Raw genomic sequence first — 19,372 nt, forward strand, 5'->3', positions numbered from 1 at the left:
GGCCATCTGCAACTATATTTTCAGTAAACGGATCTGAAAGTCCTTCTCCTCCGAATACATATACACTTGTTTAATAGCTTATTATCTTGTCCAAATCTTGCTGTTCCTGCAACAACGTTTTTATTTTCAACACTTAATGTAACAGGTTTTACTGCAACTGATGGAGGAAAAATCTTAATATCCTTTCTGAGCCATTCCATTCGACATACCATACCCAGCCTAGAAGCTGTGCTATCTTCTCAGTAGCATCAAAAAGCGTATCATAATTAAAAATAAGGTTATCAAGTGATTTTTCACTATGAACAACCTCATTGACGTTAATAGGATATCCAAAATATTTCTGCCACATTTTTTTAACAATATCAGTTAAAGTACCGTCTTCTGATGTATAATGCTCACTTACAAAAACATCATGTGCAGCTGAGGTCCAATCATCAACAGTTATTTGAATCTCTGATGTTATTGAAGACCTTGCACTTACAGGATTGTTGACTATTCTTCCACCGAAATAATCCGTTATACCATCACCATCAACAAGGTAAACCTTAACTTCTGCTCTTTGTCTTGCTAAGTTTAGAACTTCAATAGTGGGAGAAGGAATAGTAAAACTACATGTTGAAACCCTTTCTTTTGCTGAATGTTGTATCCTTAAATTAATTACTGGGACTTGAACTCCTTGTATAAAAACTTGTTGTAACAACGTCACCTTCCTCCCTTTTAAGCTATCCGATAAGCCTATCGGAAGCTCCTCAAATCCTAATAGGGCTCTTATATAATATTCATCGATTATTCCCACAGGATTTTCTGCCATTTCTTTGGTTGCTTTTATACCTAACAATTCAACTAAAGAAATTACTTCATCCTTAGCTGATTTTACTTTGAAGTAATAATCATCCATTATAGTTAAAACTTCATCACATATCTTTATAAATCTAAAGTATGCACTATCCAGCACTTCAATTAAACCATCCATTTGACGTTTCATTTGCAATGATAAAACAATATTATCAGCTATTACTTGCATATCATTAGATGGAGCTGAATCCATATTTTTATAAATATCTTCAACTAAAGAAATTGCTTCATCAATGCTCTTTTCCATGATTATTTGAAGCAATTCATCAGATATACCAAGAATTTCAGATGCTTTAGGTAGAGCCTTTAAAATTAAATCATCAATAATATCTGATATATCATTCGCTCCTGTTTGTATTTTATTTGCTATTTCATCCAAAACACCTAAACTATCAGCTAATGCAATTGATGCCTTAAATTTAATAATATCATCAACTTGTAATTTTTCTCCTATCTCATCAAAACCACTTATACCAAACTGAGCCATCCCAAAAGTTGAGCCTACAACAAACTTAATCAATCGTTCAATACTATCCGAAATATCCACATTGTCATTGAAAGCATCTAAAACTATCTTTAAAGCCAATTGCTCTGCAATATCTATCACATCATTTGTATTTAAACTATAATTTTTAATTAGTTCCTCAACTATTGAAGTTGTATCATCTATAAATTTTGATATTTTATAAGTTTTATCATCATCCAAAGTAATTAATTCTGCAATAAGTTTGCCCGTTTTTATACTATCTATAACATCCCCAGATTCAATTAAATCGCTAATAACTAACTTGGCAATATTATAAAAATCATCATTGATGCTAATTGTATCAGCAATACTAAATATTGCTTTTTTAAGAATATCATCGGACATTGATAAGAGTTCTAATAATAATGTATTTACCTTGTTGCTATTATCTTCTGTTAAGCTAATATCTTCAGTAAATATATTTTGAACCTTCTTCAATATATCATCATTTAAAATAGCGTCATCAGTTAGCAATGATTTAATGTTTGCACTTAAATCTTCTAGAGCTGATAATACATCTTCCAATAATAGTCCTAGTCCTCTTATATATGTTAAGTTGTCTGATATAGATATTGAATCACCATTTATCATACCAAACTCAGAATCAGTAAATCTTCCTGTGCCAAAAACAGCTGCAATAGGTCTTATAATCCCTATATTTTTTGATATATCATCAGCTAAATCTATCGCATCATTTAAGGCTTTTTGGATTTTAAAACCTATTACATCATCTATATATGTCATATCATCATTTACAGGACTTGCTTTTAACTTTAAATCATCAATTGCACTTTGAAAATCAGAAAGAACAATCTTTACGTTTGCTACTATACTATCTGTTAAAAAAGCTATATCATCGTATTTTGGTTGAACTTCTAAAGAGTAGTTATCACTTGTGCTTAATGAATCATCTGTTGCCTTCAAAATTTTCATTGCCAAATCCTCAGCAATTGATAAAGCTTCATTTTCCTGTCCTCTTGATATCTCAAGTGCAATATCTTCAAGGACCAACAATACTTCATTAGAAGGTAAACCTGCTTTAATTGATATGGCATCTGCTAAATTTAATAAATCACTTTGATATTGTCTAATAATTTTTGTTAAATCATCAGTTAAATTTATAATTTCGGCAATTGAAGGTTTTACACCAAAACTGTAATTATCTAGCACTGTATACATGTCATCTTTTAATGACTTTGTTTTATTGCTTACATTATCATCTAAGCTTAAACTATCTCCTTGAACTGCTTTAACTAAGGATAAAATACTATCTGTAAAAGCTACTTGTCTCAGCAAAAAGAATATATGCCTTTTGTGTAGCATTATCGTTTAAACTCAATACGTCGTTCTTTACAAGTGAAATTTTATTTAGCAAGTTGTCAGCCAATGTAATTGCTTCATTCCTTGAAAGTTTTATTGTTTTTGTTAGATTATCATTTAATGCTAAAGCATCACTCAAGCTTTGTGGTATTGTTTGGTTCCCCCACTTACTTATGCCCCACCTATCAACTCCAAAGCCATAGTATGGCAACCTATTCACCTCCACCTCCAATAAAGTTAGGAGGTAGAGTGCCTACCTCCAATTAGCCTATTGTATATGTCCATGTAAGCTCTAGTGTGTCATTTGCTCCTTTGTTAATTGCTGAAAATGTTATTCTACTAAACATTGTTCCTCCAGATGAAGCATTAAATATTCCTGCCTCTGTTATTGCTCCAGTTCCATTACCTGCTCCAAAACTTGCAACCATTGTAACAACATTATTTGACCTTGTTTTTGAAGAAAATGCCTGCCTTGTTCCTACTTCTGCTACAAGTGCAGTATCCCCAACTGTAGGGGCTGTTGTTCCAGTTCCTATTCCCATGTGTGTAGGCTTACCTATCGTCGGCGAAGCCAAAAGCTGATCTGCAATGCCATACTTCCCGTTGTTTACTATAAGATTGTCTTTTTCAATTTCTTCCCTAACGTTACCATTTTCATCAATAAGCCTTATTCTTAATTTACCTAACACTTTTAATTCTTCTCTCATAACGCTTTCCTCCTTTAAGGTAATGTAATTACAAAATCTATATTATGAATACAACCTGTCTGTGGATGAGGTCGTGCTTTTATAAGCAAAGAATAGCCTGAAAAATTCCTAAAAGGATGTTTTATATCCTTTAAAATTCCTTTACAATAAGGGAATCTGTGTCTTATATAACCTTCTAATTGCCCATATTGAAGCGAAGGTATATATACATCTACTTGGAACCTTTTCGGATTGTTTCTTTGTTCTGTGATTGATGGTAGCTGCAGGCCTGTAATCTTATTATTTTCATCCAAAGACAAAGTTCCACCAAAAATATTGTATATTAAGTTTAAATCAAATTTATTTAACCCAATTTCCATGTCAACTCCAAGTAATGTATCATCTTCTTCATGAATGCCTATAACGCCTACTCCATCTGCTTTATCAATAACTCTTTCTCCTTGCTCGATTAGTGATTGCATTGGAATTTCAAGAGTATTAGTTATTCTTAATATATCAGGTATAGGAGAAGGTAAGCTGCCATCTATCTCAAGCTGTTGCAAGGTAATTAGCTTTGTTCCATATATTATTCCATTCATTATTTGTGTTGTTGGCATAAGCTCATCTCCTTACAATCCTAATCTTCGAATAGCTTCCGATATTTTGTCGCCAGCTTCTCGGCCATCTTTAAATACATTATCATATACATAAACATTAATTGGTGTTTTAGAATTTCCTCCTGTTTTATTTAGTTCATCTCTTACAATGAATCTTAAATCATCAAGAGCACCCACAAACTCTGGCCGTCTTTCAGCAACTCCGATTATTGCTGGTCTTGTAAATATACCACCTGTATCATACCAGTTTACATCAAAACTGGGTATTGGTATTTTTGCTCCTGCTATTTCTTTATAATCTATTCCAACACTCAAGTGTGGTAATGGAATATGAATATTACTAAATATATCTACAATGAAATTTTTAATTCTATTAAATATGCTTGCTGTCATATCCCATATAGAGTTCCATATATTGCTGAATGTATTTTTTATTTCTCCTAAAACACTTCCAATTAAATTTTTCAAACCTCCTAAAGTGTTTGAAATAACATTTTTAATTCCATTCCAAACACTTGTGACTATTTGTTTTATACCTCCCCATGCACCTTGCCAATCGCCTTTTATTAGAGATGTTACTGTTTTAATAATACCAGCAATTACATTAAGAATCGTTGAGATTATCGTTGAAATATTCTTGAATGCAGTATTGACTACAATCATTATTTCGTCTCCCCATTTATTCCATAAAGCACTTACAAGCTGTGTAAAGTTTTGAATTATGCTTTTTATTTGTCCTGTTATTGAACTTATTAACTGCTTTACATTGTTCCATGTTTGATTACAACTATTTCTGAAATCCTCGTTATTCTTATATAGTGCTACAAATATTGCAATAAGCCCTGTTATAGCAGCAATTGCTATCCCAATCGGTGCCACCAAACCCGCAAGTGCTCCACCTGTTGCTGTGGCTGCTGTTCCTGCTACCGCTGTTGCTGTTGTTGCAGCTGCTGCCGAACCCGCAAACGTGCCAAATAACCCTATTATGTTACCTATTGACCCTGCTAATGTCCCAACAACTACAAGCAGTGGTCCAATAGCTGCTGCTATACCGCCTATAATTACTATTACCTTTTTTGTATTATCATCAACACCTTGAAACCATTCACTTAACTGTTTTGCTTTTTCGCTAATAAGTTGAACTGCGGGTGCAGCAACCTCCATTATTGTATTGCCAATGTCCGCAAGTGCTATTTTTAAATTATTCAATGATTGTCGCAAAGGTCTGGAGGATCTAAAGTTGCTTCAAAAGTATCTGATACTACTGTTGCAAATTCCTCCATATCAATGCCAAACTTGTCTAGTTCAAACCTTCCTTCTCTTATAGCTGCGGTCATCTCCGCAGCCCCTTTTGTTCCAAATACTTCTGCGGCAATTTGTAGCGCTTTTGCTTCTGTTTTAGCATTTTTTATAGCTTTTACTGTTTCTTGTAACCCTTGTGTTAGTGTTTTCCCGTCTTTTGCAAAGTTAATAGCTGCTTTTCTTAATGCAGTTATTACAACTTCTGCATTAATACCGTTTTTTCAAACTCTCCAAGAATAGCAATACTATCTGAAAGAGTAAATCCCATTTGTTTTAAAACTGAACCGTTTCGCTGTATGCTATCCATCAGCTTATCAATACTAATTCCTGAAAACTGTGCTTCGTTTGTAAGAAATCCCAGCAATCCACTAGTTTTGCTTATATCAAGTCCCCACTGGCTCATTATTTTTTGAGTTTTAGCAATAGATTCACTTAAATCAGTTTGATGTATTTCTGCAAACTGTATGAAAATTTTCGATAAGTTTTCAAGTTCTGTACCTGTTACCCTAAACCTTGTATTTATTACTCCTATCGCAGTACTCAACCTGCTCGGCTGATGCAGGCATTGAACTGAAAACATTTTTAAAACTTTGTTCAAGCTCAGCAAACTTTTTTCAAGCTCTACAAACCCTTTACCAGTTATGCCGGTTTTAATTATAATTGTATCTAAACCTTCATCAACTTCACTAAATGCAGCTATTGAAGCTGCACCAACCGCAAGAATAGGTGCTGTAATGCCTTTGCTTAACCCTTCTCCTACATTTTTAACTTTATCACCTATATTTTGCAATTTTTCTCCAGCTTCTTTTGCTTTTTCAGAGAGTTTATACCATGCATTAGATTGTTTTTCTATTTCTTTAGATTGTTTTTCTATTTCTAATGTAGTTTGTTTTAGTTCGCTTTCCATTTCATTAAGTTTAGCTTTTGCATTATTGAGTTGTATTGTATAACCTTCAATTGACTTCGCACTATTTCTAACCTTCTGCTCTTGCTGTTCATATTCTTTTTGAGCTTTTCATACTCACCTTTAAGTTTTTGTGTTTCTTCTGCATTTTCCCCTAAAGTTTTCTTTGAGTTTTCCCATGCTATTTTAGCTGAGTCAACTTTGTCCTTTAGTTCAAGCATTTTCTTTGCATTGTCTTCAAGTCCTTTTTAGACTTGTCTAACTGCTCTTGATATGCTTGAATTACTTTCTTTGAATATCTATCTTTTGAGTGAGTGTATCTGCGTAGCTTTTTAAACTATCTAAATTCTTTCCCCAGTCCTTTATGCCTGCTGTACTTGCTCTAAATTGAGATTGCACCACTTCCATTTCCCTTTTAAGTTTTGAATTCCCTGCTGGAAGGATGTGTTGTCCATAGCAATTTTGACCGCCAGAGTGGTTAATTCTTCTGCCATATTCTCACCTACCTTTACAAGAAGGCAATTTGGTCAGCGAATACTTCCTGTTCTTCTTCTTTTGTTTCAATTCCTTGAACTTGTTTATGCACTTCAAAAAGTGCAATAAGCTTCCTTAGAGTACATCTCCAAAATTCTTCTTCTGACATTCGTAAAATATTTGTTCCCAAATAGTAAAGCCATGCCCAATCCCAACCTTTATTTTGAGATTGAGCAGGCATTATGCGTTTTTTTCTTCATCATCTACTTTTGGCATTGCTTCTGAAATTGCTTTTGATATTGCTGAAACAATCTCATTTATATTTGTCATATCAATCATGCTACCGACTTGTTTAATTGTAAGTTTTTCATCTTCGTGTATTAAGCCAGCCCATAGCATAGCTCTTATTGCTTTTATACTCCCTTTTGACATTGCATCCATTGCAGTTTGAAAATCACCATATAATTCTTCAAGCTCTGCAAATGCATTTAAGTCAAATTTTAAGTGTCTTTCTTTATCAAGCTGTATTGGTATCATTTTAACTCTTATATCATTTACACTCATTTTCTCACCTCATTGGTCAAATTTGTCCCGCTTAAAATCGTTTTAGAGCGTTTATTTTTAATAGGATAATATCTTTATATTTCTCAAATTAAAATAGGGGCTATTTTAAGCCCCTGCGTTAATCTTAGTTTCACTAAACCAATTTAGTGCATCAAAACCTGTTTCGTCTTCGTCTCCGACCATTTTCCATTTACCATCATATATTCTTGCAACAAATGTGCCTGTAATTTTCGCTGTCTGAAAATTAGCCTTATCTTCTTTAGTTTTGCTTTCATCATCTGGAATTTGGAATTTTCCCTTAAGTAGCCAATAATATCTATACTTGCCATTTGATTTTAAGCTACGCCATCCTATCGCTACATAAGGTGCTTGATCTGTATTCTTTGCTTCAAGCACTCCGTTTGTTACTGTATGCCCAAGCAAATCAGCTTGAACGCTTAAAGGTAAATCTGCTAATTCAAGTTCAACTGTAATTTCACTAAGTTGACTTGCTGTTTCAAAAGCCCCATCGTCAGCGTATAGCGTTTGTGTATCACTCTTAGGACTTACCTTCGCACTAATAGCTCCTGCTGTCAATATAGGTGTTTCATAAGTTACACCTGTTGCATCATCTTTAGTTAATTTAGCATAATACAAATCTTTCATACCTATTTTTACAGCCATTATTATTCTACCTCCCTATTTATCACATATCTTAAAGCTTTATGATATACCTGAGTATCTTCCTCATATAAATCCGCTGCACTTGTTCTCCCAAAGCCTATATTTTTCATAGTCTTGTCCACTTCATCTGCAATCGCTGTTGTATTACTTTTATGCCATATATCAATTTGAACATGTATTTCGCTTGCTTTTTCTTCATCATCAGCATATAAGCTGCCGAAATTGTCTATTTCAAAATAAGTAATACGTGGAAATTCGTTAGGATTTGGTGCAACTTGAAAATATATTCTTTGTCCGCCTAATAGATTGATTAAGTTAGAATTGCTTTTTAAGGAATTTACTATTGTTGTTTTTATATTTATCATAGTCCCAACGCCCTTCTTATGACATCTTTCATTTTATTTACTACCTCGTCCTTGTTCTCCATCATTGCTGGATACATGAAAGGTCTTGCAGGTTGTTTAGATGTCCCAAATTCAATAAACTTGCCATAAAAAACTTATCATTATCTCCTCTTTGTGGGCCTACCTCAATATACTTAACTCCATTCTTTGTTTTTACTTTACTTATTTTTATGTTATCGGCTAAATGCTCCTTATTTCTATCGCTCCTCGGGGCTTTCTCACTTGCCGCTTTTTGAATTATTTCAGCTCCTTCTCTAAGTGCTTGATTTTCCACTCGCCCAGCTTTTTCTCCAAGTTGTTGTAGTTGTTTTAAGAGTTCGTCAATTCCTTCAAATTTAACTTCTACGCCCACCTAAATCACTTCCTGTGCCTTTATCTCAATAAACTTATTTTGATACTTAATATTGTCGATGAATATGATGTTGTAATACTTGTTATTAAACTTAATCCTCATTGTATTGTCTATATCATTTCTATATCGTATCGTAAATTTCACTGTATTCTCAGCCTGTATTGCAGCCGCTTCCCAGTATTCTCGACCATACAAATTCTTAACAGCTGCCCAAACACTCGCAATATCTTGCCATTCTTGAGTTGCAAAGCCTTCTTCGTCAATTGTAGAAATATACTTTTGAAATGTTATTCTGTGTCTTAAATCGCCTATTTTCATTTTATCACCACCTAAAAGGTGATTAGCCTATATGGCCATAATAGAGCTGACACACTATAAGCTATTTCTCCTGTAAGTTTATCTCCAATCACACCTCTATTTTCATACCAATGTGCTATAAGCATTAGAATTGCAATTTTAATCGTTTCTGGAACTTCCCATCTATTCTCATCTGTCATTTTTTCTTCATTAATAGGTCTTCCTAAAAATACTTCACAATATTGTATAGCTGCTGTTAATAAACTATTAATTAAATTATCATCATCATTATTTTCTACCTTTAGATAATTTTTTACCTCCTGTAGTGTTATTTGCATCATTCTCCACCTCCTCAGCTAACCCTGCTTTAATGAGCTGAGAGGCATTTTTGTCATCTATTTCTACAATTTGCCCTGCATAAAAACTAAAATCTAATCCTGCAAGGCTTTTAAGGATCTTTATTTTCATTTTCTCACCTCTCTAATAGCAAAATAGAGAGGGTCAGCCCCTCTCTATTAAGCATTCATTTGAAGAACTTTAACAGCTTCAGGAAGAATAAGCTTTCCATCAACTCTTTCATATCCTCTAAATCCTACTTGTCCATTTGCAGCATATAATTCATTTAACCTTTGAATTACTCTTCCTTGTCTATCAGCTATCCAGTAATATGAGAAATCACCAAATGTAATAACTTTTGCATTAGCAGCAATAGTTGGCATAGCTGATGTTGTATAAACAGGTCTTCCTAAGAGCATATCTGGTTGTCCTTGTTGAACTGATGGTTGCCATAGATATTGACCGTCATTGTCCTTTAATTTTCTTATCACTTTTGCAGTTGTGTCATTCATTATGAATGCAGCCCTGTTCCTATATGGTGTTTTTAAGCTATAATATAAGTCTATAATTTCATCAAATGTAATTGCATTGTTTGCAGCTGTTGTTACACCTACTTGAGCTGTATTTATTATTCCTGTTGGTTTGTTGTTACCATCGCCAGAAACAAATGCAGCTTCTTCTGCCACTCCAAATCTTCTTGCAAACGCATTTATAATATATGATTCTAAATCAAACGCACTATCATCAAGAAGTTCTTCTGATACTTTAATTAGAGTTGTTAGCTTATATGCACTAATAACTGCTTGGTTAAATTCTGCATCTGATTCTTGATAAGCACCTTCTTCAGCAACCCATGTTGCAGAACCTAAATCTGATTCAACTGGTATCTTTGTATCACTTGAAGTAGGTATAATTGTTGCTAATCTTCTCATAACGTTTTCTTCTGCAAGAGCTTGAACTAATCTCTTTTCAAAATCAGTTGGAACTATATATCCACCTTTGCCAGCATCTCCAACCTTTAAAGCTCTTAATTCATGAGGGTCTAATGCATGAATTGTTTGCCTAAGCATTTTCATGAATACATCTCTGTATTCAGCATTTGCACCATCATTTCTTCCTTCAATAATAGGCTTAATTGGTGGCTGAGCACTTGTTCTAAGTTCTTTTTCTAATTGTTCCATTCTTTCTAATCTTTCAATATCTTTTGCAAGCTTATCAACATCTTCCATTATCCTGTCATACTTTTGTTCTTCCTCTGCTGTTAAATTTCTGTTTTCTTTCTCTGCTGTGTTAAGAATCTCCCTTGCCTGCATGATAAGATTCATTCTTTTTCTCTAAGTTCCTTAGTGTTCATATTAATTCCTCCTTTTCTTTTAGTTGTAGTTTTCTTTTAATATTGAAATTTTATTTACATCCTGCTTTTTATACTTTTCCTTGGCCTTTTCTAAACTTCTTTGTGCTATAACACTTTCAGTTTGTTCATAAGCAGGATAAGTAACGGGTGATACATCATAAAGCCTTTTAATTTTTTTAATCGTCCTGATATAAATATCATTGTCCTCATCATATTCCCATTCTTCTGCGTCCGGATCGTTGTAATCTAAAGTAAAAGCAAATGAACTTTGATTAATGTCGCCTCTTTCCATTGATTTAATTAAATCATTTGCCCATGTTGTGTCTGGTGGTATTATTTCATATCTAAGTCCTATATCATCTACTGTCAATTTAAGAGTCCCATTTTTAGTTCTTCCTAAAACATAATTAGGATCATGATTAAAAAGAGCTCTCACATCATCATCTAAAACATTATCAAATGCATGTCGGTCTAATTTCTCTTTAAATCCCCACATTCCATTGCTTAAAACATTAAATTTTGCTGCATATCCTACTATAACTTTTTTACCTTCTTCATTTGACCTAACCTCTACTTTTTCATGCAGTGTTCTTATTTCCTTTTCCATCATCTCCACCTCCTTCCTGTTTCCCAGCTTCAACCATGTTGAGAGGCTGGAGATATATATCGCCATTCGGTATGCTATTGAGGTTTTCTAATGCTCGTATTTCATTTACACTCATAAATCCCCATTGTCTTGCTATTGCGTATGCTTCATACCTACTCTTTATATCTCCCCTCAAAAGCCCATCAACACTAAATTCCGCAAAGAATTTAGTTGATGAACCGAATAGCTTCCAATTAATCGCTTGTTCCCATCTAACTATCCAAGGTCTAATTGTGTGAACCACAAAATCTATTGATTGATGTTCTATATTGCTAAAAGTTGCATGTTCAAGATTCTGTATTAAATGTAATGGAACCCTAAATATTCTTGCTATTTCTTCAATTTGGAACTTTCTTGTCTCTAAAAATTGTGCATCCTCTGGTGGTATTCCAACTTGCTTGTAAGTCATTCCCTCTTCAAGTATTGCTATTCTGTGTTGATTAGATAATCCTTGATGCATTTGATTCCAAGAGTCTCTAAGTTTATCCATTGCTTCTTTTGATAATGTGCCTGGATGTTCAAGAACTCCACCTGGTCTTGCACCATTACCAAAGAATCTTGCTCCAAATTCTTCTGCTGCAAGTGAAAGTCCTATCGTTTCCCTTGCCATTGCAATAGGTGAAAGACCTATTATGCCATTAAATCCTAAACCAGGGATATGCAAAACTCTTTCTTTTGGCAATATAGCTCCTGTGCCATCGGGTAGTAAAACTCTATATTGCAATTCATTTTTGCTATTCCTTTCAGGGAATACATTGTCAGGTCTCAAAGGCCATAATCCTTTTACATTTCCTATTTGGTCATATTCAATTTCAGCGTATGCATTACCCCAAAGTAAAATATGTGTCATCATAGTTTCCCTAAATGTAAAAGATGTCATTTCTTCATTTGCAAGATCATGCAACACATAATATAAAGGATGGTCATAAGCTTTTTCTTTTCCTTCTTTCGTTATCCTAAAAACAAAAAGCGGTAGACTTGCTATCGTCTCCGCTATAACTCTAACACATGCATATACTGCACTCGCTTGCATAGCTGTTATTGGCGTAACTGATCTTCCTGCTGCTGATTTTTGAACTCCAAATAAGTCTATTGCTTCTGGTGATGTGAGCGTTATACCTGAACGTTCCTCTAACCATTTACCAAGTTTGTATAAAAATTTACTCTTCACTACCTCACCACCTTTCTATAACATTAATAGCCCTCTTTCTTCATATACTGATTTTTCATTAAAATTAGTCAATCTCATTGCTCTTACGTAAGCATCTATAACTGCAGCAATTGGGTCTATTCTTTCTGTTGATTTTGATTTGTCAAGCATTATATTCTCATTAACATCTACTTTTAACACCGCATTACTTATAGCCCAAGTTAGAACAGGATTATTATTATGAACTATATTTTTCGCATAGACTTGGGCTCTAAAATCTTTTGTAGGTTCACTTAATGTTTTTGTTCCTTGTATAATTTCAACCATTGTATATCCTTCTGACGCCATCTCTTGTGCAAACTGTGTTGCATTCCACTTATCATAGCATATCTCACGAATATGCCAATCATATTTTTTCTCCATATCTTGAATGTATTTCTTTATATATTGATAATCTACATAAGCACCACTTGTAACTGTTATCCAGCCTTGTTTTACCCATAAGTCATAAGGAACTTTATCTGTTTTCATTTTCTTTTGCAGCGTTTCCTCTGGAATGAAACTATGTGATAAAACTATATATTTACCATCCTTTTTGAATACAAATCCTATGCTCGTCAAGTCTAAAACTGCTGATAAGTCTATCCCAACTATACATTCCATACCTCTAAGCATTTCTAAATCAAAATCTTGACCACATTCTCTCCACTTCTCCATATCCATATATCCATTTTCCTTTTGTTGTATCCAAACATTTAAATTTTTAGTAAGGAAAGTTCTCATCTTTTCAGGAACTTCTCTCGCTATTTCAAAGCTTTCTTTAAGCCCTGCAATGCCTTCTTCGTATGTCATAACGATTGGATTGGCCTTCTTCCAATTCTCTATATTTGAAATATCATCATCTTTGTCTAATTCACATATCATTACAAAATAACTATCATTTTCTACTGTGCCATCTAAGATACTTGAACAGTATTTGTATTCCTGTTGATAACAAGGAACATTAAGATCAACTCCTGCTGTTGTAATAATTAAAAGCAAGGGTTCTTTCCTTGCTTTCATTCCTGTATCAAATAGATCGTAAAACTCGGTTGTTTCATGTTGGTGGTATTCATCAAGTAAACCAAGTTGAGGATTTGTTCCATCACCCTTTTGCCCATCTTCTTTTGATAGGGCTTTAATAAAGCTTCCTGTCTTTTTATGCACAATTTCAGTTCGTAATACCTTGAAATATTCTCTCAAAGGACTACCATTAAGCATTAACTTTGCTTCCTCAAATATAATCCTTGACTGATCTCTTTTTGTACCTGCTGAATATATTTCGTTTAGTTCATTATTCTTTGAACTGGTTACCCCGCACTCGTAAAGTCCAATCCCTGCCATCATTTGAGACTTTGCGTTTTTACGACCTACTTGAATATACCCTTTCCTGAACCTTCTATATCCAGTCTCCTTGTGATACCAGCCATAAAGATTACAAACAACAAACTTTTGCCAGATATTTAATTCAATAGGCTGCCCCGCCAGTATTCCTTTACTGTGTCGAAGCAGCCTAAACCAATTAACTATTCTTTGTGCTTCTTCTTCTACCCATTTATAAGGAAAATCATCTGTTTTAGAACGTTCCACATCCTTGAGGAACCTTTTGCATGCTTGCTTGTGTTTTTCACATGCTATTATTTTCCCTTCTAAAACGTCATTGCTATATTGTATTAGTTCTTCAAGTATTGTCATTATATATCACCAAACATCTTTTGAATTGGATCTTCTTTAGGTTCCTCTTTTGGTAATGCAAGTTTAGCCCTTGTACTAGGTGTAAATCCAAATTCTAAGGCAATTGCTTTCATCTGGTCAAATAGTTGTCTCTTTTTGGTGAGCAATGGGTGAGGAACCTTGTTCGTTTCGGCAGCTTTATTTGTATATTCAACCATTAGCCCCTCTTGTCTAATGATTTTTGTGCACTCTATATATTGAGAATAAGCATCGCAATAAGCTGCTAACATATCAACATCAATATTTGTTACCAAATCTATCTCTAAAAGCTCCTTCGCTAATCTCTTGAATTCCTTTTTGCCACATCATCAAGCCATGCAGGAGGTTTTACCTTATTTTTTGACTTTTAGCCTGTTTTCTGCCACTTTTCTGGCTTTTATTTCTTCCTTTGTAAGGTGTTTCTTCCCATGCAGCAATATTACGTCAACAGGTTTTGCTTTTCTCCCCATCACACTCACCTCCTTTAATCCCCTTTTGAAAATAAAGGGAAAATTGCGTGCAGAAAGTCCCGCCGCCGGTCCCAAGCGAAAGGTCCCAGAGATTGAAGGCCCCTACCCTATTCGCCTCTTGCTGTTCTTCTGTTATGGCATACCTTACACAATGCTCGCAGATTGCTCATATCTAAACGCTTGTCTGGCCTGTCCTTTACTTTCTCTATATGATGCACTTCCTTTGCTGGTGTATATATTCCTCTTTCCAAACAATCCTCACATAAAGGATGTTCTACTAAATACATCTTTCTAACTTTCTCCCATGTTCTATCATATCCTCTTTCCCTTGCACTTAGTCTATTGTCTTCATACCTTCTTTTATCCAGTGGTTTATGTTTATCACAATATCTTGCCCCTGCATCTACTAACTCAGGGCACATTGGATAAGCACAAGGTTTCTTTGGTTTATATGGCATATTATCAACCCCAATAAAAAAGACACCTTATTTCAAGGTGTCTAACTCTAAACTAATTTTAATTAAATAAATTCTTCATCACACATTAAAATAATATTATTGAAACTGTCAATACATCTTTCTTTTATCGTATATTTTATATTACAATTATAATCAATATATGAATCTATCTTAAAAGCTTCTTCTCTATCAATTTTTAGTGTATCTATTGTCTTTTCACTAACTATAAATATTTCATTTCTATGTTTTTTTAAATATTGATAATCCATTTCCATTCACCCCTTTCTACTTCCAATATTCTCCATAGAAAGGGGATTTCCTGCCATTGTCGAATTATTTTATCTGCCTAAACGCTCCACCACGCCCTCTTTTATACACATGTGCTTCTTCCATGAGCTTTTTTATATCATAAAAGGAGAGGTGCTCCTTTTCCTCTCCTTCATCAACTTTTTATATTCTTTTGGCTGTTTTTGTTTGATGTATTCTCCAATTTTCACCTCTCCTCAACTCCTTTCATGTAAAATAAAAAGCAGCCTTGGGGGATAAGGCTGCCCGCCCGCACAATGCGAGCCCCAGAGTAGCTGTGCTACTCAAATTTAACTTATTTATCTATCTTAAATTATAAAATACTTTTTCTCCTTTTTCTGTCTCAATTTTGTCTCAAAAATGTCTCACATTTTTAACCTATTAAATTAACCCATCTTGCAATATCTTCTATTAGTTCCTCTCTCTTTCTATATACTGTTGCCCTTGCAATATTAAGTGTATATGCAATTTCATCTATACTTTTTTATCTCCATATTTCAGCTCTAAAAATCTCTTATTTTCTTCCGACAACATTGCTATATTGCATTTCATGGTATTTATTTGCCTTTCCAGTTCTCTTATTTTAGCTCTTTTCTTCAAAAGCTTTTTCTAACATATATCCATTCCTTTTCAAGCTTTTCTATTTCTTTTACTAAAGCTTTTTCTGCATAACTGGTCCCATCGTTTGAAGTTTGGATCTTACTCCTGCTATAATCTATCCCCATGTTTAGTTCAGTATCTATTGAGACATTAGTTTCTTGAATGTCTTGCCTTATTTTTTCTTTCTGTTTCTCTAATTCCTTACATTCTTCCTCTAAAGCCTTAATCTTTTTTAATGTATTGTAATATCTATATAAGTGCCCTTCTGTCTTTCTAAAAACTTCGTCTTTTATCATTCCGTCACCACCTTATTGTGAACTTTTTATTTAGCCACTCATTCAGCCACGATATTATAAAAATAATCACTCGCAATATTAACACAAGTATTAAACACAATAAAAACATTGGAAAAAATATTATTACATAAATCAAATCTAAAACCCTTATTTCTATTTCATTATCTATAGCATCTAACATCATGTTGAAAAACTTATCTGCAGCAATCTTAAATCCAATTGTTAACCAGCAAATAAAAATTAAATTCAACATCAATAATTTTAAGTCCACCTATACATCACCTTCTATTCCATTTGTTCCATTCTTGTTCAAATTCATTCTTTTTCTCTCTAATCAAGTTTGCCTTTGCAGTAACTTCTCTCCATACTACCAGAGCTAATAATAGAGCTGTAAAAAGATTCCAAGCATCCCACCTATTATCATAATAATTATTGTTTTTAGCATACCTTTACCCTCCTAATTTTCATTAACTTTTCCCCATCTTTAAACACTTGTCCACAGTTTGTGCATAACTTTACGCTGCATTTTTCTTTTCCATGCCTATATGTAGCATTGATTAGCTTGGAACCACACTCGCATATATTCCCTTCACTTTTGTATATCTCCATTGCTTTTGCAACAAGCTCATTGAACTTTCCTATGTCTCCGCCCATGTAGTTAATTATACATCTGTAAGCTAATTTAACCACCTCTGGGCTCATAGCTTTCCCTCCTATACAATTTTTAATTGACCTGTTTTTTCTCGCATTACGTAAGGTCTATATTCAACACCTAAATAATCTAAAACTTCTCCTATTTTCAATTTCTCTATGCAATACTTGTAAAGTTGTGGATGTGTAACTGCCATTCTTTGAAACCTGTTTGGATATTCTTCAAGATGCACTCCAAACATACAGAACATACAACCAGTTCTTTGAACACCTGTGAGATAATATTTGCCTTCGTTGTCTTGCTTAACTTCCCCATATACACTTGCTATTTCAACTTTGTATTTGTGAATATACTCTAATACGTCTTGTTCTGTCCAAAATGCCATTGGAGTGCTTTTAGGTCTTTTCTTATCGAATGCATTGCAGCCATGATTGATATAGTCTATTTCTCGATTTTTACTTTCTATTGCCATCTCTGCTGTTACTGGAGCTATGTTCTCTCGTTCTTCTAATTCTATCGCAGGTTGTTTCTTCATTATATCGCAGCATTGTTCGCTAATTTTAAAAGGTGCATTTAGAAGGTAATGCCACTTGTTACTCAATTTCCCCATTATGTATTCTAAATACAATGCTTTATACTCCTCATTTGCACTGGAGAGGTCGGCTAATAACCTCTCCAGCCTGTCCATCAATTCTATGGGTGTCATGCTCCCATTCTCCTTTTCTTGTATTCTTCAAATGTTTTAATCTTCTCTATGTCCTTTTCAACTTTTATTCGAGAATTTTATTAATTTTTTCTTCCCAACTTATTTCTTCTATCTCAACTTCAACCCTTGAGTATCCGAGTAGTATTTATGCACCTCACAACTAACTATTTGTGCATCATCTTTATATGCTACTTTATTTAATGCATCACATATTATTTTTACTATATTATCTACATCTGGCTTTTTAATTGGTCTCTCTACATCTGCTCTCATCAACTCTGCTCTTCGCTTTGATGTGCCTTTTGGTATCTCAAAATATGCTCTAATTTTCATTTTTAAAGGCCCTGTGATTATGTTTTCATTCCCATATCTTTGCATGTAACACATTTTAACTAAATTTTCATATGATACCGTTTCTTTTGGTGTATATGTTATCCCATTTTTCATCACTCTTGGCCTTTGTTTGCCCATTGGCTTGCCTGGGATAGTAATAATTATCATAATTTCCCTCCTAAAAGCCATCTAATTATATCAATTCCTTTTACCTTAACCTGCTTTTCAACTATTGCAAAATTTTTTATTAGCCTTTTAACTATGCACTTTTCAATAAAATCTTCTTCCATATGCGTTATTTCAGCTATTTCTTTGATTGTATAGTATTTTTCATGCAAAAATTTCTGTTCGATATGCTTTTTATACTCCCTTTTGAGTTTCTTATCTAATTGAGGTGTATGATGAATTTTGTTGTGACATTCTCTACATACAAATACTAAATTGTCTATGTAGTCTCTTAACTCTGGGGCTTGACTCTTGTGTATTATATGATGGAGGTCGTCTCCTTGACCTCCACATACGTAGCAATGATAACCCTGCCTTTCCTTTACCCTTTGTTTTAAACCTGCATTCAAGGCATTCACCTCTATTCAATGTCTATACGTATCACCTTTTTATATCTCCAACCTCTATGTAATAGCTTCAAATTATGCTTTTCTATTGTCTTTCTAATGTTTACCCCTTCCTCGCTTAGCTTGTCCAATAATCCAATGCAAACTTGTATGACGTCAAGAGTTTCGGCTGCAATATTTTCTTTGTTGTCTATATTGTCTAATTCATATTTAAAAAGCTCCTCACATAGCTCATCTACTTCTTCTTTAGCTTTGTTGAGTATTGAAACATAAGTGTCATCCTTTTTAAAATTAGTAGTTCCATCTTTATGCCTCCTTAAAGTTTCATAAAAACTAACCAATGTGTTTTAGCTCGTTTGTTGCCAAAAAGCGGTTTGTAATCAATTATCTCTAATATTTGTTTTAACTTTATCTGCTCTTCATTCCACTTGAAAATTAGCACACCGTATTGTTCTAATACCCTCATGCATTCATTGAATCCTTGTTTAATATCTTTTTCCCAGTCTTCTGATAATTTTCCATATTTTTGGCCATCCATGAATTTTCACCTATTTTTATTAAATGCGGTGGATCAAATACTACTAAACGAAAGGTATTATCTGGAAACGGAATGTTCCTAAAATCTCCTATAATGTCAGGTTTTATAATCAATTTCCTTCCGTCGCATAATACTTCTTCTGTTTCTCTTATATCCATAAAAACTACGTTTGGATTGTTTTTGTCAAACCAAAACATTTTGCTTCCACAACATACATCCAATATGGGTTTACCCATATA

Annotated in this window: 31 protein-coding genes and 2 pseudogenes; all 33 read right to left on the reverse strand. The window is 33.9% G+C overall.

Annotated elements, in window-relative coordinates:
* Positions 1 to 148: 148 nt before the first annotated feature.
* Entirely contained in the window at positions 149 to 2,677 is a 2,529-nt protein-coding gene (locus PWK10_RS07720) for a hypothetical protein (RefSeq protein WP_274767885.1), read from the reverse strand.
* On the reverse strand, positions 2,649 to 2,921 hold the full coding sequence (locus tag PWK10_RS07725) for a hypothetical protein (RefSeq protein WP_274767886.1): 273 nt from the start codon (positions 2,919 to 2,921) through the stop codon (positions 2,649 to 2,651). The genes PWK10_RS07720 and PWK10_RS07725 overlap by 29 nt, the downstream gene beginning before the upstream one ends.
* Positions 2,922 to 2,964: 43 nt before the next feature.
* The gene (locus PWK10_RS07730) at positions 2,965 to 3,408 is read right to left on the reverse strand and encodes a hypothetical protein (RefSeq protein ID WP_274767887.1); all 444 of its coding nucleotides are present in this window, start codon (positions 3,406 to 3,408) and stop codon (positions 2,965 to 2,967) included.
* Positions 3,409 to 3,422: 14 nt separating this feature from the next.
* Positions 3,423 to 4,004, reverse strand: a complete 582-nt coding sequence (locus PWK10_RS07735) for a hypothetical protein (RefSeq protein WP_274767888.1) — start codon at positions 4,002 to 4,004, stop codon at positions 3,423 to 3,425.
* Between the two features lie 12 nt (positions 4,005 to 4,016).
* On the reverse strand, positions 4,017 to 5,213 hold the full coding sequence (locus PWK10_RS07740; protein ID WP_274767889.1) for a hypothetical protein: 1,197 nt from the start codon (positions 5,211 to 5,213) through the stop codon (positions 4,017 to 4,019).
* The gene (locus PWK10_RS07745) at positions 5,210 to 5,341 is read right to left on the reverse strand and encodes a hypothetical protein (RefSeq protein ID WP_274767890.1); all 132 of its coding nucleotides are present in this window, start codon (positions 5,339 to 5,341) and stop codon (positions 5,210 to 5,212) included. Before PWK10_RS07745 ends, PWK10_RS07740 begins: the two co-directional genes overlap by 4 nt.
* A 158-nt stretch (positions 5,342 to 5,499) precedes the next feature.
* Positions 5,500 to 6,213 carry a hypothetical protein gene (locus PWK10_RS07750; RefSeq protein ID WP_274767891.1) on the reverse strand — a complete coding sequence of 238 codons (714 nt, stop codon included), beginning with the start codon at positions 6,211 to 6,213 and terminating at the stop codon, positions 5,500 to 5,502.
* Positions 6,198 to 6,431 carry a hypothetical protein gene (locus tag PWK10_RS07755; RefSeq protein WP_274767892.1) on the reverse strand — a complete coding sequence of 78 codons (234 nt, stop codon included), beginning with the start codon at positions 6,429 to 6,431 and terminating at the stop codon, positions 6,198 to 6,200. The genes PWK10_RS07750 and PWK10_RS07755 overlap by 16 nt, the downstream gene beginning before the upstream one ends.
* Positions 6,432 to 6,572: 141 nt before the next feature.
* Positions 6,573 to 6,704, reverse strand: a complete 132-nt coding sequence (locus PWK10_RS07760) for a hypothetical protein (protein ID WP_274767893.1) — start codon at positions 6,702 to 6,704, stop codon at positions 6,573 to 6,575.
* Between the two features lie 14 nt (positions 6,705 to 6,718).
* Positions 6,719 to 6,853 (reverse strand): hypothetical protein, encoded by a 135-nt coding sequence (locus tag PWK10_RS07765; protein WP_274767894.1) that lies wholly within the window; start codon positions 6,851 to 6,853, stop codon positions 6,719 to 6,721.
* 71 nt (positions 6,854 to 6,924) lie between these two features.
* Positions 6,925 to 7,248 carry a hypothetical protein gene (locus tag PWK10_RS07770; RefSeq protein WP_274767895.1) on the reverse strand — a complete coding sequence of 108 codons (324 nt, stop codon included), beginning with the start codon at positions 7,246 to 7,248 and terminating at the stop codon, positions 6,925 to 6,927.
* A gap of 105 nt (positions 7,249 to 7,353) precedes the next feature.
* Positions 7,354 to 7,893 (reverse strand): major tail protein, encoded by a 540-nt coding sequence (locus PWK10_RS07775; RefSeq protein WP_274767896.1) that lies wholly within the window; start codon positions 7,891 to 7,893, stop codon positions 7,354 to 7,356.
* 20 nt (positions 7,894 to 7,913) lie between these two features.
* A complete protein-coding gene (gp17, locus tag PWK10_RS07780; protein ID WP_274767897.1) occupies positions 7,914 to 8,276 on the reverse strand; it encodes a tail completion protein gp17 in 363 nt (120 codons plus the stop codon).
* On the reverse strand, positions 8,273 to 8,353 hold the full coding sequence (locus PWK10_RS19655; RefSeq protein WP_446715355.1) for a hypothetical protein: 81 nt from the start codon (positions 8,351 to 8,353) through the stop codon (positions 8,273 to 8,275). The genes gp17 and PWK10_RS19655 overlap by 4 nt, the downstream gene beginning before the upstream one ends.
* On the reverse strand, positions 8,338 to 8,667 hold the full coding sequence (locus PWK10_RS07785; protein ID WP_274767898.1) for an HK97-gp10 family putative phage morphogenesis protein: 330 nt from the start codon (positions 8,665 to 8,667) through the stop codon (positions 8,338 to 8,340). Before PWK10_RS07785 ends, PWK10_RS19655 begins: the two co-directional genes overlap by 16 nt.
* On the reverse strand, positions 8,668 to 8,985 hold the full coding sequence (locus PWK10_RS07790) for a phage head closure protein (protein ID WP_274767899.1): 318 nt from the start codon (positions 8,983 to 8,985) through the stop codon (positions 8,668 to 8,670). It abuts the gene before it with no gap.
* A gap of 11 nt (positions 8,986 to 8,996) precedes the next feature.
* Entirely contained in the window at positions 8,997 to 9,305 is a 309-nt protein-coding gene (locus tag PWK10_RS07795; RefSeq protein ID WP_274767900.1) for a head-tail connector protein, read from the reverse strand.
* Positions 9,253 to 9,432, reverse strand: a complete 180-nt coding sequence (locus PWK10_RS07800; protein ID WP_274767901.1) for a hypothetical protein — start codon at positions 9,430 to 9,432, stop codon at positions 9,253 to 9,255. The genes PWK10_RS07795 and PWK10_RS07800 overlap by 53 nt, the downstream gene beginning before the upstream one ends.
* A gap of 47 nt (positions 9,433 to 9,479) precedes the next feature.
* Complete coding sequence (locus tag PWK10_RS07805; RefSeq protein ID WP_274767902.1) at positions 9,480 to 10,625, reverse strand: phage major capsid protein; 1,146 nt, start codon at positions 10,623 to 10,625, stop codon at positions 9,480 to 9,482.
* Positions 10,626 to 10,673: 48 nt separating this feature from the next.
* Positions 10,674 to 11,261 (reverse strand): HK97 family phage prohead protease, encoded by a 588-nt coding sequence (locus tag PWK10_RS07810; RefSeq protein ID WP_274767903.1) that lies wholly within the window; start codon positions 11,259 to 11,261, stop codon positions 10,674 to 10,676.
* Positions 11,233 to 12,471, reverse strand: a complete 1,239-nt coding sequence (locus PWK10_RS07815; RefSeq protein WP_274767904.1) for a phage portal protein — start codon at positions 12,469 to 12,471, stop codon at positions 11,233 to 11,235. The genes PWK10_RS07810 and PWK10_RS07815 overlap by 29 nt, the downstream gene beginning before the upstream one ends.
* A 15-nt stretch (positions 12,472 to 12,486) precedes the next feature.
* A complete protein-coding gene (locus PWK10_RS07820) occupies positions 12,487 to 14,184 on the reverse strand; it encodes a terminase large subunit (protein ID WP_274767905.1) in 1,698 nt (565 codons plus the stop codon).
* Positions 14,184 to 14,513: pseudogene (locus PWK10_RS07825) on the reverse strand (phage terminase small subunit P27 family); the annotation flags it as partial. The gene PWK10_RS07820 and the pseudogene PWK10_RS07825, both read right to left, overlap by 1 nt.
* Before the next feature lie 266 nt (positions 14,514 to 14,779).
* The gene (locus PWK10_RS07830; RefSeq protein ID WP_274767906.1) at positions 14,780 to 15,130 is read right to left on the reverse strand and encodes an HNH endonuclease signature motif containing protein; all 351 of its coding nucleotides are present in this window, start codon (positions 15,128 to 15,130) and stop codon (positions 14,780 to 14,782) included.
* Between the two features lie 62 nt (positions 15,131 to 15,192).
* Positions 15,193 to 15,405 carry a hypothetical protein gene (locus tag PWK10_RS07835; protein WP_274767907.1) on the reverse strand — a complete coding sequence of 71 codons (213 nt, stop codon included), beginning with the start codon at positions 15,403 to 15,405 and terminating at the stop codon, positions 15,193 to 15,195.
* 627 nt (positions 15,406 to 16,032) lie between these two features.
* The gene (locus PWK10_RS07840) at positions 16,033 to 16,332 is read right to left on the reverse strand and encodes a hypothetical protein (RefSeq protein WP_274767908.1); all 300 of its coding nucleotides are present in this window, start codon (positions 16,330 to 16,332) and stop codon (positions 16,033 to 16,035) included.
* Between the two features lie 4 nt (positions 16,333 to 16,336).
* Positions 16,337 to 16,603, reverse strand: coding sequence for a hypothetical protein (locus tag PWK10_RS07845; RefSeq protein ID WP_274767909.1), 267 nt, complete (start codon positions 16,601 to 16,603; stop codon positions 16,337 to 16,339).
* Between the two features lie 167 nt (positions 16,604 to 16,770).
* A complete protein-coding gene (locus PWK10_RS07850) occupies positions 16,771 to 17,034 on the reverse strand; it encodes a hypothetical protein (RefSeq protein ID WP_274767910.1) in 264 nt (87 codons plus the stop codon).
* A gap of 11 nt (positions 17,035 to 17,045) precedes the next feature.
* Positions 17,046 to 17,690, reverse strand: coding sequence for a phosphoadenosine phosphosulfate reductase domain-containing protein (locus PWK10_RS07855; RefSeq protein WP_274767911.1), 645 nt, complete (start codon positions 17,688 to 17,690; stop codon positions 17,046 to 17,048).
* Positions 17,691 to 17,798: 108 nt separating this feature from the next.
* A complete protein-coding gene (locus PWK10_RS07860) occupies positions 17,799 to 18,191 on the reverse strand; it encodes a RusA family crossover junction endodeoxyribonuclease (protein WP_274767912.1) in 393 nt (130 codons plus the stop codon).
* Entirely contained in the window at positions 18,188 to 18,598 is a 411-nt protein-coding gene (locus PWK10_RS07865; RefSeq protein WP_274767913.1) for an HNH endonuclease, read from the reverse strand. The genes PWK10_RS07860 and PWK10_RS07865 overlap by 4 nt, the downstream gene beginning before the upstream one ends.
* Positions 18,599 to 18,609: 11 nt before the next feature.
* Positions 18,610 to 18,936 (reverse strand): hypothetical protein, encoded by a 327-nt coding sequence (locus PWK10_RS07870; RefSeq protein ID WP_274767914.1) that lies wholly within the window; start codon positions 18,934 to 18,936, stop codon positions 18,610 to 18,612.
* A pseudogene (locus PWK10_RS07875) lies at positions 18,912 to 19,369 on the reverse strand (SAM-dependent methyltransferase). Before PWK10_RS07875 ends, PWK10_RS07870 begins: the two are co-directional and overlap by 25 nt.
* Positions 19,370 to 19,372: the final 3 nt, after the last annotated feature.

It is taken from the genome of Caloramator sp. Dgby_cultured_2 (assembly GCF_028872215.1).
Taxonomy (GTDB): domain Bacteria; phylum Bacillota; class Clostridia; order Clostridiales; family Caloramatoraceae; genus Caloramator; species Caloramator australicus.